This window comes from Klebsiella sp. RCJ4 (genome assembly GCF_009025755.1).
In the GTDB taxonomy this organism is placed as follows: Bacteria; Pseudomonadota; Gammaproteobacteria; order Enterobacterales; family Enterobacteriaceae; genus Klebsiella; species Klebsiella michiganensis.
The window spans coordinates 230,612-245,603 of the sequence record NZ_WCIN01000004.1 but is presented as its reverse complement, the minus strand read 5'-3'; the positions used below and the strand labels follow the sequence as shown (position 1 = coordinate 245,603).

The following is a 14,992-nucleotide window of genomic DNA, read 5'->3' as shown; positions in this document are numbered from 1 at the left end:
CCTGCCAGCCCTCGCTAAAGGCGCTCAGGGTGAAGCCAGATGGAAAAGCATCAATGCGCCGGGAAGAGGCTTCACGACGCATTGAAGGATCAGGAGAAGAGGTGCCGGGCATGGAAACGCAGGTGGTCCTCAATAAATGAGGCGATAAAGTAGTAGCTGTGATCGTAACCGGGCTGAATACGCAGGGTTAACGGCCAGCTTTTCTGACGCGCGGTTTCCGCCAGCACCGCCGGCTGCAGCTGTTCGGCGAGGAATGTATCGCTGTCACCCTGGTCAATCAGGGTTGGAATCGCATCTGACTCGCTGCTGGCCTGCATTAACGCGCAGCTGTCCCAGGCCTGCCAGGCCGCTTCATCCGCTCCCAGATAGGCGGTAAACGCTTTTTTGCCCCAGGGAACCTGGGTCGGGTTAACGATAGGCGCGAACGCGGAAACGCTGACGAAGCGGCCCGGATTCTTCAGCGCCATCACCAGCGCGCCGTGGCCGCCCATGGAATGCCCGCTGATGGCGCAGCGGCCGCTGAGATTAAACTCGCGGGCAATCAGCTGCGGCAGCTCGTCGCGAAGGTAATCGTACATGCGGAAATGCGCGGACCACGGCGCCTGGGTGGCATTGAGATAAAAGCCAGCACCTTTCCCCAGATCGTAAGCGCTATCGTCGGCAACGTTATCACCGCGCGGACTGGTGTCCGGCATCACCAGCGCAATGCCCAGTTCGGCGGCGACGCGCTGAGCGCCCGCTTTGGTGGTGAAGTTTTCATCGTTGCAGGTCAGGCCGGAGAGCCAGTAGAGAACCGGCGGCGGCGCGTCAGCGGCGGCGGGAGGTAAAAAGATGCTGAAGGTCATTGCGCAGTTCAGCGTTGCGGAGTCGTGCCGCCAGCGTTGCTGCCGACCTTCAAAACAGCGGTGCTCTTCGAGCAGTTCCATGCAGGGCTCCTTAAGTGTCTCAGGCGTAATTTTCCATAATACAGATATTTCATGCCCTCGTGAGTAACTTTCACTTCCTCCTTTTCGGAACGTATTGCATCATTAATGCAACTTTTAACCAACATGCTGACCTTGCCGCAGCGGCAGGCGTCGCGCTATGGGTCGGCGATTGGCTTGGTTGCGGTAAGGTGAGCAGGGCGTTGCGTGACGCATCGTAGTGCGCTGGTCTGGCGGCGTGGAACGAGAGGTGACGCCAATTTCAACAATTATCGATGCGGCTACTGGATTCTGTGCGTCACCTCACGCACAATGAATACAAACTTTGCCCTCAGAAGAGCAAAGAGCGCCACACCTGCAGGAGAACAAAAATGTCATCACTGAGTAAAGAAGCCATACTCGTTCATGAAGCGCTGGTCGCTCGTGGGCTGGAGACGCCGCTGCGTCCGCCAGTACAAGAAATTGATAATGAAACTCGCAAGCGTCTGATCGCCGGACACATGACCGAGATTATGCAGCTGTTAAACCTTGATCTAAGTGATGACAGCCTGATGGAGACCCCGCATCGCATCGCCAAAATGTACGTCGATGAGATCTTCTCCGGACTGGACTACGCCCGGTTCCCCAAAATCACCGTCATCGAAAATAAGATGCAGGTTGATGAAATGGTGACCGTGCGCGATATCACCCTGACCAGCACCTGTGAACACCATTTTGTGACCATTGACGGCAAAGCTACGGTGGCCTATATCCCGAAAGATTCGGTGATTGGCCTGTCGAAAATTAACCGTATCGTGCAGTTCTTCTCCCAGCGTCCGCAGGTGCAGGAGCGGCTGACGCAGCAGATCCTCACCGCGCTGCAAACGCTGCTGGGGACCAGCAACGTCGCGGTTTCCATCGATGCGGTGCACTACTGCGTGAAAGCGCGCGGCATTCGCGATGCGACCAGCGCCACCACCACCACGTCGCTGGGCGGCCTGTTTAAATCCAGCCAGAATACCCGCCAGGAGTTCCTGCGCGCCGTACGTCACCACAACTAAAACGGAGCAGGGTACATGGAGAGAAATGTCACGCTGGACTTTGTCCGCGGCGTCGCCATCCTCGGTATCCTGCTACTGAATATCAGCGCCTTCGGTTTACCGAAGGCCGCTTACCTCAACCCGGCGTGGTCCGGGAACATTTCCGCCAGCGACGCCTGGACCTGGGCGATTCTCGATCTGCTGGCGCAGGTCAAATTCCTGACCCTCTTCGCCCTGCTGTTTGGCGCCGGACTTCAGCTTCTGCTGCCGCGCGGCAAGCGCTGGATCCAGTCGCGCCTGACGCTGCTGGCGCTGCTTGGCTTTATTCACGGACTGTTTTTCTGGGACGGCGATATTCTGCTGGCCTATGCGCTGGTCGGGCTGGTGGGCTGGCGAATGGTGCGCGACGCGCACGATGTCAAATCGCTGTTTAATACCGGCGTGGTGCTGTACGTTATCGGCGTGGCGGTACTGCTGTTGCTGGGATTGATTTCCGGCAATACGCCCAATCGTTCGTGGCTGCCGGACGCGGCAAATTTGCAGTACGAGCAGTACTGGAAGCTAAAAGGCGGCTTTGAAGCGGTGAGCAATCGAGCGGATATGCTGTCGGATAACCTGCTGGCGCTGGGCGCGCAGTACGGCTGGCAGCTGGCCGGTATGATGCTGATGGGCGCCGCGCTGATGCGCAGCGGCTGGCTCAAAGGGCAGTTCAGCCTTCGCCACTATCGGCGTACCGGCGGGCTGCTGATTGCGGCCGGAATGGTGGTCAACTTGCCCTCGATTATTGCCCAGTGGCATCTTGGCTGGGACTACCGCTGGTGCGCATTTTTGCTACAGGCGCCGCGGGAGCTGGGCGCGCCGCTGCAAACCATCGGCTACGCGGCGCTGGCCTGGGGCTTCTGGCCGCAGCTGTGTCAGAGTCGTCTGGTGGGGGCGATTGCCTGCGTCGGGCGCATGGCGCTAACCAACTATCTGCTGCAGACCCTGATTTGCACTACCCTGTTCTACCGCTTCGGCCTGTTTATGAAGTATGACCGCTTACAGCTGTTAGCCTTCGTACCGGCCGTATGGGCGGTTAATATTCTCTTCTCGTGGTTTTGGCTACGTCATTTCCGCCAGGGGCCCGTTGAGTGGCTATGGCGTCAATTCACCCTGCGTGCGTCGGGGACATCATTAAAAGATACATCCAGATAACGATCTGGATCACAATCATTAACAAAATGGATGTAACCGTTTCCATCCCTGTGACTTCACTCACGTAGCGTACGGCACGTCGCTGCCAGAATAGCCTCCTTGCTGAACACAGGAGGTGAGTGTGACGTACTGCAATGCTCTACAGGTCGGTGAGTATGATCACCATTCGTGATGTCGCCCGCCAGGCGGGTGTTTCCGTCGCGACGGTTTCGCGCGTGCTGAATAACAGCGCGCTGGTGAGCCCGGATACGCGAGAAGCGGTAATGAAGGCGGTAACGCTGTTGGGCTATCGGCCGAACGCCAACGCGCAGGCGCTGGCGACGCAGGTCAGCGATACCATCGGCGTGGTCGTGATGGACGTGTCGGACGCCTTTTTTGGCGCGCTGGTCAAAGCGGTTGATACCGTCGCCCAGCAGCATCAGAAATATGTGCTTATCGGCAATAGCTATCATGAAGCGGAAAAAGAGCGTAACGCCATTGAGGTGCTGATTCGCCAGCGCTGTTCAGCGCTGATCGTCCACTCTAAAGCGCTGAGCGACGCGGAGCTGGGGGATTTTATGGAGCATATGCCGGGAATGGTGCTGATTAACCGCATCGTGCCGGGATACGCCCACCGCTGCGTTGGGCTGGATAACGTCAGCGGCGCGCTGATGGCGACCCGCATGCTGCTCAATCATGGTCACCAGCGCATCGGCTACCTCTCTTCCAATCACGGCATTGAAGATGATGATTTACGGCGAGAAGGGTGGTTAAGGGCGTTACATGAACACGGCATTGTCGCTCCCGAAAGCTGGGTGGGATCCGGGTCGCCGGATATGCAGGGCGGTGAGGCGGCGATGGTCGAACTGCTGGGGCGCAACCTTGGTCTGAGCGCGGTTTTCGCCTACAACGACAGTATGGCGGCCGGCGCGCTCACGACGCTTAAAGATAACGGCATTGCCGTACCGCAGCATCTTTCACTGATCGGTTTTGATGATATCCCCATTTCCCGTTACACCGACCCGCAGCTGACGACGGTCCGTTATCCGATTATGTCGATGGCGAAACTGGCGACAGAGCTGGCGCTACAGGGCGCGGCGGGAAAGCTGGATCGTGACGCCAGCCACTGCTTTATGCCGACGCTGGTGCGCCGACATTCGGTGGCGCAGAGGCAAATTGTGGGGCCGATCACTAACTAATTATCTGCCTGATGTAACCGCTTTCAATATGTGAGTGATTTCACAGTTTGTTAACATTAAGCTGACTATGATTGCTGCGTTTACAAGTCTGAACATACTATGTCACGGTGATTAATCACTTTTACAGCAGTAATCGGCGGTTAAACGATTAATAAAGCCGTTTTTCAGGAGCGTTACCCTACACGGAAGACAGAATTACAGTCGTGAATGTCGCTGTGCAGTAACATAAATGTAACGCTCGCCAGCCATTTTCACACCAAAGACCCTGCATAATAAAACCGGAGATTCCATGAATAAGAAGGTGTTAACCCTGTCTGCTGTAATGGCTAGCATGTTATTTGGCGCCGCGGCTCACGCAGCAGATACCCGTATCGGCGTGACCATTTATAAATACGACGACAACTTTATGTCGGTGGTACGTAAGGCAATTGAAAAAGATGGCAAATCAGCGCCGGATGTTCAGCTGCTGATGAATGACTCGCAAAACGACCAGTCCAAGCAGAACGATCAGATTGACGTCCTGCTGGCAAAAGGGGTGAAGGCGCTGGCGATTAACCTGGTTGACCCGGCGGCGGCGGGGACGGTCATCGATAAAGCGCGTGGCCAGAACGTGCCGGTGGTGTTCTTTAACAAAGAACCTTCCCGCAAGGCGCTGGATAGCTACGATAAAGCGTACTACGTCGGTACCGACTCAAAAGAGTCCGGCGTGATTCAGGGTGACCTGATTGCCAAGCACTGGAAAGCGAACCCGAACTGGGATCTGAATAAAGACGGCCAGATTCAGTTTGTCCTGCTGAAGGGCGAGCCGGGCCATCCGGATGCGGAAGCGCGTACCACCTACGTTATTAAAGAGCTGAACGATAAAGGCTTCAAAACTCAGCAGCTGGCGTTAGATACCGCCATGTGGGATACCGCTCAGGCGAAAGATAAGATGGATGCCTGGCTGTCTGGCCCGAATGCTAACAAAATTGAAGTCGTCATCGCTAACAACGATGCGATGGCCATGGGCGCGGTAGAAGCGCTGAAAGCGCACAATAAGAGCAGCATTCCGGTATTCGGCGTCGATGCGCTGCCTGAAGCGCTGGCGCTGGTGAAATCCGGCGCCATGGCGGGTACCGTACTGAACGATGCCAACAATCAGGCGAAAGCCACCTTCGATCTGGCGAAAAACCTGGCCGATGGTAAAGAACCGGCTGCCGGTACTCAATGGAAAATTGATAATAAGATTGTCCGCGTACCGTACGTTGGCGTTGATAAAGATAATCTGAGCGAATTTATCGGTAAGTAATCGCTTAATAAGCTGCGGGCGTACGCGCTTGTACGCCCGATTATTCCTGATACAGAACCCGTCCCGGCTCGTCGTTAATGCGTCGGCTGGGGTATGCACGCACGCAGCCAGGTATAACTATGGTCAGCAATAATAGCGAACGGTCAGGCGAATATTTGTTGGAAATGAGCAACATCAACAAATCGTTTCCTGGCGTCAAGGCTCTCGATAATGTGAACCTCAAGGTTCGTCCCCACTCTATTCACGCGTTAATGGGGGAGAACGGCGCGGGCAAATCTACATTATTAAAATGCCTATTTGGAATCTATCAAAAAGATTCCGGCAGTATTCTTTTTCAGGGACAAGAGATCGATTTCCATTCGGCAAAAGAAGCCCTGGAAAACGGTATTTCAATGGTTCATCAGGAATTAAACCTGGTATTGCAACGTTCGGTAATGGACAACATGTGGCTGGGGCGTTATCCCACCAAAGGCATGTTTGTCGATCAGGACAAAATGTATCGTGATACCAAAGCGATTTTCGATGAGCTGGATATTGATATCGACCCGCGCGCTCGCGTCGGAACGCTATCGGTATCGCAAATGCAGATGATTGAAATTGCGAAGGCATTTTCCTATAACGCCAAAATTGTGATTATGGATGAGCCGACTTCTTCGTTAACCGAAAAAGAGGTCAACCATCTGTTTAAAATTATCCGCAAGCTGAAAGAGCGCGGCTGCGGCATAGTCTATATTTCCCACAAAATGGAAGAGATCTTCCAGCTGTGCGATGAAATTACCATCCTGCGCGACGGCCAGTGGATTGCCACCCAGCCGCTGGAAGGGCTGGATATGGATAAGATCATCGCGATGATGGTGGGCCGCTCCCTCAATCAGCGCTTCCCGAACAAGGAGAATAAGCCGGGTGAGGTAATTCTTGAGGTGCGCAATTTAACCTCACTGCGCCAGCCATCGATTCGCGATGTCTCTTTCGATCTGCACAAAGGCGAAATCCTGGGGATTGCCGGACTGGTTGGCGCGAAACGTACCGATATCGTGGAGACGTTATTTGGTATTCGCGAGAAGGCCGGCGGGACGATCAAGCTGCACGGTAAGAAGATTAATAACCATAATGCCAATGAAGCCATCAACCATGGCTTTGCGCTGGTGACCGAAGAGCGCCGTTCGACGGGAATTTATGCCTACCTGGATATCGGTTTTAACTCGCTGATCTCCAATATTAAGAAATACAAGAATAAGGTCGGATTGCTGGATAATTCACGCATGAAAAGCGATACCCAATGGGTGATTGATTCGATGCGCGTGAAAACCCCGGGGCAGCACACGCAAATTGGTTCGTTGTCCGGTGGTAACCAACAAAAAGTGATTATCGGTCGCTGGTTATTGACCCAGCCGGAAATTCTGATGCTCGATGAACCCACGCGCGGCATTGACGTTGGGGCGAAGTTCGAAATTTACCAGCTGATCGCCGAGCTGGCAAAAAAAGACAAAGGAATCATTATTATTTCCTCCGAGATGCCGGAGCTGCTGGGTATTACTGACCGTATTCTGGTAATGAGCAATGGTCTTGTTGCCGGAATTGTTGAGACTAAAACCACCACGCAAAACGAAATTCTCCGTCTTGCGTCGTTGCACCTTTAAGATCAGGGGCTCCTCATGAGTGCGTTAAATAAAAAGAGTTTTCTCACCTATTTGAAAGAAGGTGGGATTTACGTGGTTCTTTTAGTATTGCTGGCCATTATTATTTTCCAGGATCCGACTTTCTTAAGTTTGCTGAACTTAAGTAATATTCTGACCCAGTCTTCGGTGCGTATTATTATCGCTCTCGGCGTGGCCGGACTTATTGTCACCCAGGGAACCGACCTATCAGCCGGACGCCAGGTCGGCCTGGCGGCGGTTATCGCCGCCACGATGCTGCAGGCGGTGGACAATGCCAATAAGGTGTTCCCGGAGATGGCCACGATGCCGATCCCGCTGGTTATCCTGCTGGTGTGTGCGATCGGCGCGGTCATTGGTCTTATCAACGGTATTATCATCGCTTACCTGAACGTGACGCCGTTTATCACCACCCTCGGCACGATGATCATCGTTTACGGTATCAACTCCCTGTATTACGACTTTGTTGGCGCGTCGCCGATTTCCGGCTTCGATAGCCACTTCTCGCAGTTTGCCCAGGGGTTTGTGGCGCTGGGCTCATTCCGCCTGTCGTATATCACCTTCTATGCGCTGATTGCCGTGTTCTTCGTATGGATCCTGTGGAACAAGACCCGCTTTGGTAAAAACATTTTTGCTATCGGCGGTAACCCGGAAGCGGCGAAGGTCTCCGGCGTCAACGTCGCCCTGAACCTGCTGATGATTTATGCGCTCTCCGGCGTGTTCTACGCGTTCGGCGGGCTGCTGGAAGCCGGACGTATCGGTTCGGCGACCAACAACCTTGGCTTTATGTATGAACTGGATGCGATTGCCGCCTGCGTGGTCGGCGGCGTATCGTTCAGCGGCGGGGTCGGTACCGTATTTGGCGTGGTGACCGGGGTGATAATCTTCACCGTCATCAACTACGGTCTGACCTATATCGGCGTGAACCCGTACTGGCAGTACATTATCAAAGGGGCGATTATCATCTTCGCCGTGGCGCTGGATTCGCTGAAGTATGCGCGGAAGAAGTAACGATTAGTGAATGAAGGCAGGCGTCAGTTCAGGCGTCTGCCTTTTGCATTTTCTGGATGATAATTTGCCGCCTTCCTGCCACTCGAATTATTCAGGGTATCTATCCTCAGTATCCCGATACTCACTCGCGTAATCGGAAAAGTATTCCCGCTCGATAAGACGCCAGTTATCACGCTCACTTTATGGAGGCTTTACTTCTCTTTTTTCTGCAGCTCCAGCAGCTGCTGCGGCGTTACCGCCGGATAGGACTGCGCGCCGTCGGGAACTTCCTGCAGCGCGGGAATCGGGATCAGCGGGCCTAAAAAGCGCGGTTCGCGTTTAAAAATATAGAGATCCGCCAGCGCGCCGAAGCGGGCGCCGAACTCGCGCAGGCGAACGCTCCACATATCCTTCGGCGACGGCACCGCGTAGCACTGCGCCTGAATCCCCATATGCAGGGCAATAAACAGCGCGCGCTCGCAGTGGAAGCGTTGGGTAATAATAATAAAGTCGTTAGTATCGAAGACTTTACGGGTGCGGACAATCGAATCGAGCGTACGGAAACCCGCATAGTCCAGCACAATATCCGCCGGATCGACGCCGGCTTTAATTAAATCGCGGCGCATGGTCATCGGCTCGTTATAGCTTTGCAGCGCGTTATCGCCGCTGAGCAGCAGGTAGTTCACCTTGCCGCTATTGTAGGCGTTCAGCGCGCCCTGAATCCGGTAACGATAATATTGGTTGATAACCCCGGTACGGTAGTACTTGGCGGTACCGAGCACGACGCCGACCTGGCGGTAGGGCAGGTCCTGTAGCTCATCGTAAATATAGGGAGAGGTTTTCCAGCTCATCCAGCGGTCGAGTCCCAACACGGTTAACAGCAGCAAGCCGAACAGGACTAACAGGCTGTATAACACACGCTTTAACATGAACCTGGCTCAATAGTGGACGAAGGAAGCTTCAGGCTACTTTACCCGTCGGGCAAGCGCAAGAAACCGTCGTTTAATTGCGGGGATTTTCAACAGCGCGGGCCGTTTGGCCCGCAGAATGTGACTAACCTAACAGTACGCGATCGATATTATGGCAGCCCAGCGCCTTCAGCGTCGCCGCGGTGGCGTCCCACTGGATAAGCGCCGCATCGGCCTTCTCGGCCAGGATCGCGCGCTGGATATCCGGGTAATCGTATCCGTTGAGGCTCAGCAGATTCAGCGCACCCTGCAGCGGGGGCAGCGTCGGGTTAAAGGCGGCGTTTTCGGCATAGCTACCGGTGAAAAGGGTACCGTCTTTCAGCTCCAGCGCAACGCCGGATGGTGAGTTGCTGTAAGGCATATGGCAACGGTTGGCCGCCTGAATCGCCGCCTGAGCCAGCGCGTCGCCGCTGAGCGGGAAGCCGTGGTCCTGCTCATCCATCAGCAGGGTTTTTATGTCCAGATCTTTCGGGCCGAAAGCGTCCGGCAAATAGTGCTGCAGCGAATGCGCTTCGCGCCCGGGGAGGTGGATGCGCAGCGACAGGCCGCTGTTCAGTTCGTTCATAAACTGACGACAGTGGCCGCAGGGGGTGTAGTTCACGGTAATCGCCCGCAGGGATTTTTCGCCGCGCAGCCAGGCGTGGCTGATGGCGCTTTGTTCGGCGTGCACGGTTTGCTGCATGGTGGCGCCGAGAAATTCCATATTGCCGCCGAAGTACCAGGTACCGCTGATGCCGCGGGCAATCGCGCCGACGTTAAAATGCGACAGATCGGCCCGCGCGCAGGCCGCCGCCAGCGGCAACAAAGCAAAGGCCAGCGCGTCTTCATCCAGCCCCGTCGCGCTTTGCAGCGCTGCCACCTGGTCTGCATTCAGCAGGGCCGGGAAATGCGGGTCGGCCAGCATCGGGGCGATGGCCGCTTGCAGGTCCGCCGCCAGTTGGGGAAGAACAGCTTGAAAACGTGGGTGCATGGCGTTGCCTCATAACAATGTAATGGAAATCTAGTGTACGGGTGGTTACAACCTGTATATGTGATAAACATCTCATTGTCATTGCAACTAATTCGTGTTGCATTTAAAAATGTGACTTAAATCACATTTAACCAACCACTGCTAAAATGAGCGGAAACAAAAACGGCGCGACCAGCGAGGTAATAATCCCGCAAAGCACCAGCGCCAGCGAGCTGAACGCCCCTTCCTGATAGTCGAGCTCAGCGCAGCGGGCGGTCCCCAGGGCGTGGGATGCGGTACCCATCGACAGCCCGCGCGAGGCCTTGGTGCGGATGCGCATCACATTCAGCAGGGTGTGGCCAAAGACCGCGCCGAGAATGCCGACGAAAATAACGCAGACCGCGCTGATCGCCGGGATCCCGCCAATGCTGCTGCTCACCGCCATGGCGATCGGCGTCGTTACCGATTTCGGCAAAATAGAGGCGGCAATCTGCGGGGTTGCGCCCATCATCAGGGCAACGGTAGTGCCGGTGACCATCGCCACCACGCTGCCGATAAAGCAGATGGTGATGATTGACTTCCAGCGGGCGCGGATTTGGTGCAGCTGCTCATACAAAGGAAAGGCCAACGCCACCACCGCCGGCTGCAGCAGGTCGTTAAGAATTTTGCTGCCGAGGAAATAGCGCTCGTAGGAGATGCCGGTAATCAGCAGAAAAGGTATCAGCACCACCATCGCGACCAGCAGCGGGTTGAGAAGCGGAAATTTAAACCGCGCCGCCAGCCTGCGGGCAAGGAAAAAGACGGCCAGGGTTAACGGCAGCGACCACCAGATTTCATGGATCATTTTTCACTTCCTTTTTGCCCAACCACTTTGCGCTCACCGTGAACCAGGTGTGAACTCCAGCTGACCACTAAAAAGACCACCAGCGTGCTTATCGCGCAGGAGACCACCACCGGGCCAAACTGCGCGCGCAGTAAATCCCAGTACTGCATGACGCCGACGCCGATAGGCACAAACAGCAGCGCCATATAGCGAATCAGGATATTGCAGCCGGGGTTGACCCACTGTGCAGGCAAGATTTGCAGCGCCAGCAGAAAAAACAGAATCAACATGCCAATAATGCTGCCGGGAATCGCGATCGGCAGGAGCGAAGAGAGAAAAATGCCCGCATACAGGCAGGCGTAGATGAGCACGAAAGCGCGCAGATACTGCCAGATAATAATCAGTGATTTACTCATGGTAATAACCCTTGATGAACCGCATTCATCATACAATTAAAGCCAAAAATGTGCTACCGATCACATCATGAATTCTGCGCATACCTGCGATAGAGACCGTGAACACCGGACCGGGCGACGGTCAGAGTGAAGATTGCAGGGACAGGCAATGGAGAAATCGGCTCAGCGCCAGCGACGGCGCTTCACTTTTTCGCCAGAACACCCCAACGCTACCTTTTTGTTCAATGCGCGGCAAATTAAGAATCGCCAGCTGGTGCTGGGCCGCGTAGCGCTGCGCCAGGCGCAATGAGAGAATCGAGACCATATCGCTGCTCTGCAGCAGATTGCTGGTGACGTTCATCGAGGCGGACTCAATGGTGTTTTCCGGCAGCATCACGCCGTTATCCACCAGCGCGTTGTCGATGCTCAGGCGAATTGGCGTGCCGGTGGGCCAGACGATCCAGCGCCACGGAGAGAGGTCGGCCCAGCTTAATCGCGATTTCTGGGCCAGCGGGTGATCGGGGCGGGCGACAAAACAGACCGGTTCGGTGTAGAGCACCCGGTAGCTCAGCGGCAGCTCCAGCGCCCGCCCGCCGACGCGCCCGACGACGACATCCACCACGCCGGCGAGCAGGTCGTTAAGCAGCGGCGTCATCACTTTCTCTTCGATATTCAGGTGCAGGGTCGGCATCTCTTTCAGCAGTTCGAGGATCGCCTGTGAGACGCAGTCGGTCGCCACCGGCGAACAGCCGATCATCAGGCTGCCCACCTGTCCGCCCTGTTTAAAACGCTCGATTTCATACTGCGAACGCGACATATCGTTAATCAGCCGCTGGGCGTGCTGAAGCAGCAGCTTTCCGCCTTCGGTCGGGCGCAGACCTTTGCTGTGGCGTTCGAACAAAACCATGCCGACTTCGTCTTCAAACTGGCTGAGCCATTTGGAGAGCGCGGGCTGAGTAATGTTCATCATTTTCGCCACCTGCGTGAGATTGCCTTGCTCCCCCAGCGCCACCAGCATCTGTAAATGGTGCAGCTTCAGTTTCTGCGTCCAGTCTGCCATCAGCGATAACCTCCAGGTTATGTCTATGCCCGAAATACCATTGTACATTTCATTGCCACAGTTACAAACTCGCAACATAAAAGAAATAAATACAACATCTACCCCTACCTGCTCTGAGGCATAATCATGACTCAACGACTTGAACTACAAAAACTACTCAACGCTGCGCCGGTCGGCGCCCGGCAGTGGCGCGTGATTATCTGCTGTTTCCTGGTGGTGATGCTTGATGGCTTCGATACCGCCGCGATTGGTTTTATTGCGCCGGATATCCGCAGCCACTGGCAATTAACCGCCGGTGACCTCGCGCCGCTATTTGGCGCAGGGCTGCTGGGCCTGACCGCCGGGGCGCTGCTCTGCGGTCCGCTCTCCGACCGCTTTGGCCGCAAACGGGTGATTGAGTTCTGCGTCGCGCTGTTCGGCCTGTTCAGCCTGCTTTCCGCGTTTGCCCCCGATCTACAGATGCTGGTGTTCCTGCGTTTTCTGACCGGTCTCGGCCTCGGCGGCGCGATGCCTAATACCATTACCATGACCTCGGAATATCTGCCCGCCCGGCGGCGCGGGGCGCTGGTGACCCTGATGTTTTGTGGATTCACCCTCGGCTCGGCCTTCGGCGGCGTGGTCAGCGCGCAGCTGGTCCCGCTGATTGGCTGGCACGGTATTCTGGTGCTGGGCGGCGTTTTGCCGCTGCTGCTGGCGGTGGCGCTGATACCGCTGCTTCCCGAATCTCCGCGCTGGCAGATCCGTCGCCAGCTCCCGCAGGCGGTGATTGCCAAAAACGTTAGTGCCATAACCGGCGAACGCTATACCGATACCCATTTCTGGCTTGATGAGCCTGCCGCAGGGGCGAAGGGCAGCATCAGCCAGCTGTTCACCGGTCGCCAGCTGGCCATCACCTTAATGCTATGGGTGGTGTTCTTTATGAGCCTGCTGATTATCTATCTGCTCTCCAGCTGGATGCCGACGCTGCTTAACCACCGCGGGATTGATTTACAGCACGCTTCGTGGGTCACCGCCGCCTTCCAGATTGGCGGGACCTTTGGCGCGCTGCTGCTCGGCGCGCTGATGGATCGCTACAACCCGTATCGGGTGCTGGCGCTGAGCTACGGCCTGGGGGCGGTCTGTATCGTCATGATTGGCCTGAGCGAGAACGGCCTGTGGCTGATGGCGCTGGCGATTTTCGGCACCGGGATTGGCATCAGCGGCTCGCAGGTAGGGCTGAATGCGCTAACCGCTACGCTGTATCCCACCCAAAGCCGCGCGACCGGGGTGAGCTGGTCAAATGCGGTCGGCCGCTGCGGCGCCATCGTCGGCTCGCTCTCCGGCGGCGTGATGATGGCGATGAATTTCTCTTTTGACACCCTGTTTTTTGTTATCGCAGTACCGGCCGTCGTTAGCGCCGTGATGCTTGTCCTGCTGACGCTTGCCGTCCGCAACCCAACATCTGTACCTGCCGCGTTGCCTTCTGCTGGCATCGTGAATAAATAAGGAGAACGCTCATGACTCAATCTTCAATGGAAATCAATAAAGACCGTCAGCAGTACTATCAGCATATTTCCGGCCAAAACCTGACGCCGCTTTGGGAATCGCTGCACCATCTGGTGCCGAAAACGCCGAATCCTACCTGTGCACCGGCCTACTGGAACTATCAGGAGATTCGTCCGCTGCTGCTGAAAAGCGGCGAGCTGATTGGCGCGAAAGAGGCGATACGCCGCGTGCTGGTGCTGGAGAACCCGGCGCTGCGCGGACAGTCATCGATTACCTCCTCGCTGTACGCCGGTTTACAGCTGATCATGCCCGGCGAAGTGGCGCCGAGCCACCGTCATAACCAGTCGGCGCTGCGCTTTGTGGTTGAAGGTGAAGGGGCATTTACCGCCGTCGATGGCGAACGCACCGCCATGCGCGCCGGCGACTTTATTCTGACGCCGCAGTGGCGCTGGCACGATCACGGCAATCCCGGCAATGAGCCGGTGGTCTGGCTCGACGGCCTCGACCTGCCGCTGGTGAACTATCTGGGCTGCGGCTTCGCTGAGGATTACCCGGAAGATCAGCAGCCGGTGACCCGCAAAGAGGGAGACTACCTGCCGCGCTACGCCGCCAATATGCTGCCGCTGCGCCATCAGGTCGGTAACTCTTCGCCCATCTTTAACTATCGCTACGACCGCAGCCGCGAAGCGCTGCACGACCTGACGCGTATGGGCGATGCCGACGAGTGGGACGGCTATAAAATGCGCTACGTCAACCCGGTTACCGGCGGCTATCCGATGCCGTCGATGGGCGCCTTCCTGCAGCTGTTACCGAAAGGGTTTACCTCACGCGCGGCGAAAACCACCGACAGCACTATCTATCACGTGGTGGAAGGCAGCGGCCAGGTCACCATTGGCGAACAGACCTTCGCCTTCCAGGCAAAAGATATCTTCGTGGTGCCGACCTGGCACGCCGTCTCTTTTAACTCTGCCGAAGATACCGTGTTATTCAGCTTTTCGGACCGTCCCGTGCAGGAAGCGCTCGGCCTGTTCCGCGAAGCGCGTTATTAAAAATGAAGAATAAGGA

Annotated in this window: 14 protein-coding genes; 8 read left to right on the top strand and 6 right to left on the bottom strand. The window is 56.0% G+C overall.

What is annotated here, in order from left to right; genetic code table 11:
* Positions 1-89: 89 nt before the first annotated feature.
* Complete coding sequence (fghA, locus tag F8562_RS02140; RefSeq protein ID WP_014839058.1) at positions 90-926, bottom strand: S-formylglutathione hydrolase; 837 nt, start codon at positions 924-926, stop codon at positions 90-92.
* A 368-nt stretch (positions 927-1,294) separates the two neighbouring features.
* On the opposite strand from fghA, the gene folE reads away from it, so the two are divergent.
* The 6 genes from folE (at position 1,295) to mglC (ending at position 8,268) form a co-directional block, all read left to right on the top strand.
* Complete coding sequence (gene folE / locus F8562_RS02135) at positions 1,295-1,963, top strand: GTP cyclohydrolase I FolE (RefSeq protein WP_004103895.1); 669 nt, start codon at positions 1,295-1,297, stop codon at positions 1,961-1,963.
* A gap of 15 nt (positions 1,964-1,978) precedes the next feature.
* A complete protein-coding gene (gene yeiB / locus F8562_RS02130; RefSeq protein WP_014839057.1) occupies positions 1,979-3,136 on the top strand; it encodes a DUF418 domain-containing protein YeiB in 1,158 nt (385 codons plus the stop codon).
* A 155-nt stretch (positions 3,137-3,291) separates the two neighbouring features.
* Positions 3,292-4,314: an HTH-type transcriptional regulator GalS gene (gene galS / locus F8562_RS02125; RefSeq protein ID WP_014230155.1), complete on the top strand. Its 1,023-nt coding sequence runs from the start codon at positions 3,292-3,294 to the stop codon at positions 4,312-4,314.
* Between the two features lie 289 nt (positions 4,315-4,603).
* Positions 4,604-5,602, top strand: a complete 999-nt coding sequence (gene mglB / locus F8562_RS02120; protein ID WP_014230154.1) for a galactose/glucose ABC transporter substrate-binding protein MglB — start codon at positions 4,604-4,606, stop codon at positions 5,600-5,602.
* Between the two features lie 119 nt (positions 5,603-5,721).
* Entirely contained in the window at positions 5,722-7,242 is a 1,521-nt protein-coding gene (gene mglA / locus F8562_RS02115; RefSeq protein WP_014230153.1) for a galactose/methyl galactoside ABC transporter ATP-binding protein MglA, read from the top strand.
* Between the two features lie 15 nt (positions 7,243-7,257).
* Complete coding sequence (gene mglC, locus F8562_RS02110; RefSeq protein WP_004122861.1) at positions 7,258-8,268, top strand: galactose/methyl galactoside ABC transporter permease MglC; 1,011 nt, start codon at positions 7,258-7,260, stop codon at positions 8,266-8,268.
* A gap of 191 nt (positions 8,269-8,459) precedes the next feature.
* Here the strand turns inward: mglC and sanA are convergent, their stop codons facing one another.
* The 5 genes from sanA to F8562_RS02085 form a co-directional block, all read right to left on the bottom strand.
* Complete coding sequence (gene sanA, locus F8562_RS02105) at positions 8,460-9,176, bottom strand: outer membrane permeability protein SanA (protein ID WP_004852661.1); 717 nt, start codon at positions 9,174-9,176, stop codon at positions 8,460-8,462.
* Between the two features lie 124 nt (positions 9,177-9,300).
* Complete coding sequence (gene cdd, locus F8562_RS02100; protein ID WP_014839055.1) at positions 9,301-10,185, bottom strand: cytidine deaminase; 885 nt, start codon at positions 10,183-10,185, stop codon at positions 9,301-9,303.
* A 127-nt stretch (positions 10,186-10,312) separates the two neighbouring features.
* On the bottom strand, positions 10,313-11,008 hold the full coding sequence (locus F8562_RS02095; protein ID WP_004122851.1) for a CidB/LrgB family autolysis modulator: 696 nt from the start codon (positions 11,006-11,008) through the stop codon (positions 10,313-10,315).
* Entirely contained in the window at positions 11,005-11,403 is a 399-nt protein-coding gene (locus tag F8562_RS02090) for a CidA/LrgA family protein (protein WP_014230151.1), read from the bottom strand. Before F8562_RS02090 ends, F8562_RS02095 begins: the two co-directional genes overlap by 4 nt.
* Before the next feature lie 121 nt (positions 11,404-11,524).
* Positions 11,525-12,442, bottom strand: a complete 918-nt coding sequence (locus tag F8562_RS02085) for a LysR family transcriptional regulator (protein ID WP_004852655.1) — start codon at positions 12,440-12,442, stop codon at positions 11,525-11,527.
* Between the two features lie 126 nt (positions 12,443-12,568).
* On the opposite strand from F8562_RS02085, the gene F8562_RS02080 reads away from it, so the two are divergent.
* Both F8562_RS02080 and gtdA read left to right on the top strand, forming a co-directional pair.
* Entirely contained in the window at positions 12,569-13,927 is a 1,359-nt protein-coding gene (locus F8562_RS02080; protein WP_014839054.1) for an MFS transporter, read from the top strand.
* An 11-nt stretch (positions 13,928-13,938) separates the two neighbouring features.
* Positions 13,939-14,976 (top strand): gentisate 1,2-dioxygenase, encoded by a 1,038-nt coding sequence (gtdA, locus tag F8562_RS02075; protein WP_014839053.1) that lies wholly within the window; start codon positions 13,939-13,941, stop codon positions 14,974-14,976.
* Positions 14,977-14,992: the final 16 nt, after the last annotated feature.

Bases quoted from the DNA above. Each gene is read 5' to 3' on its own strand.
- fghA (WP_014839058.1), bottom strand. From the start codon at position 926: ATGGAACTGCTCGAAGAGCACCGCTGTTTTGAAGGTCGGCAGCAACGC.
- folE (WP_004103895.1), top strand. From the start codon at position 1,295: ATGTCATCACTGAGTAAAGAAGCCATACTCGTTCATGAAGCGCTGGTC.
- yeiB (WP_014839057.1), top strand. From the start codon at position 1,979: ATGGAGAGAAATGTCACGCTGGACTTTGTCCGCGGCGTCGCCATCCTC.
- galS (WP_014230155.1), top strand. From the start codon at position 3,292: ATGATCACCATTCGTGATGTCGCCCGCCAGGCGGGTGTTTCCGTCGCG.
- mglB (WP_014230154.1), top strand. From the start codon at position 4,604: ATGAATAAGAAGGTGTTAACCCTGTCTGCTGTAATGGCTAGCATGTTA.
- mglA (WP_014230153.1), top strand. From the start codon at position 5,722: ATGGTCAGCAATAATAGCGAACGGTCAGGCGAATATTTGTTGGAAATG.
- mglC (WP_004122861.1), top strand. From the start codon at position 7,258: ATGAGTGCGTTAAATAAAAAGAGTTTTCTCACCTATTTGAAAGAAGGT.
- sanA (WP_004852661.1), bottom strand. From the start codon at position 9,176: ATGTTAAAGCGTGTGTTATACAGCCTGTTAGTCCTGTTCGGCTTGCTG.
- cdd (WP_014839055.1), bottom strand. From the start codon at position 10,185: ATGCACCCACGTTTTCAAGCTGTTCTTCCCCAACTGGCGGCGGACCTG.
- F8562_RS02095 (WP_004122851.1), bottom strand. From the start codon at position 11,008: ATGATCCATGAAATCTGGTGGTCGCTGCCGTTAACCCTGGCCGTCTTT.
- F8562_RS02090 (WP_014230151.1), bottom strand. From the start codon at position 11,403: ATGAGTAAATCACTGATTATTATCTGGCAGTATCTGCGCGCTTTCGTG.
- F8562_RS02085 (WP_004852655.1), bottom strand. From the start codon at position 12,442: ATGGCAGACTGGACGCAGAAACTGAAGCTGCACCATTTACAGATGCTG.
- F8562_RS02080 (WP_014839054.1), top strand. From the start codon at position 12,569: ATGACTCAACGACTTGAACTACAAAAACTACTCAACGCTGCGCCGGTC.
- gtdA (WP_014839053.1), top strand. From the start codon at position 13,939: ATGACTCAATCTTCAATGGAAATCAATAAAGACCGTCAGCAGTACTAT.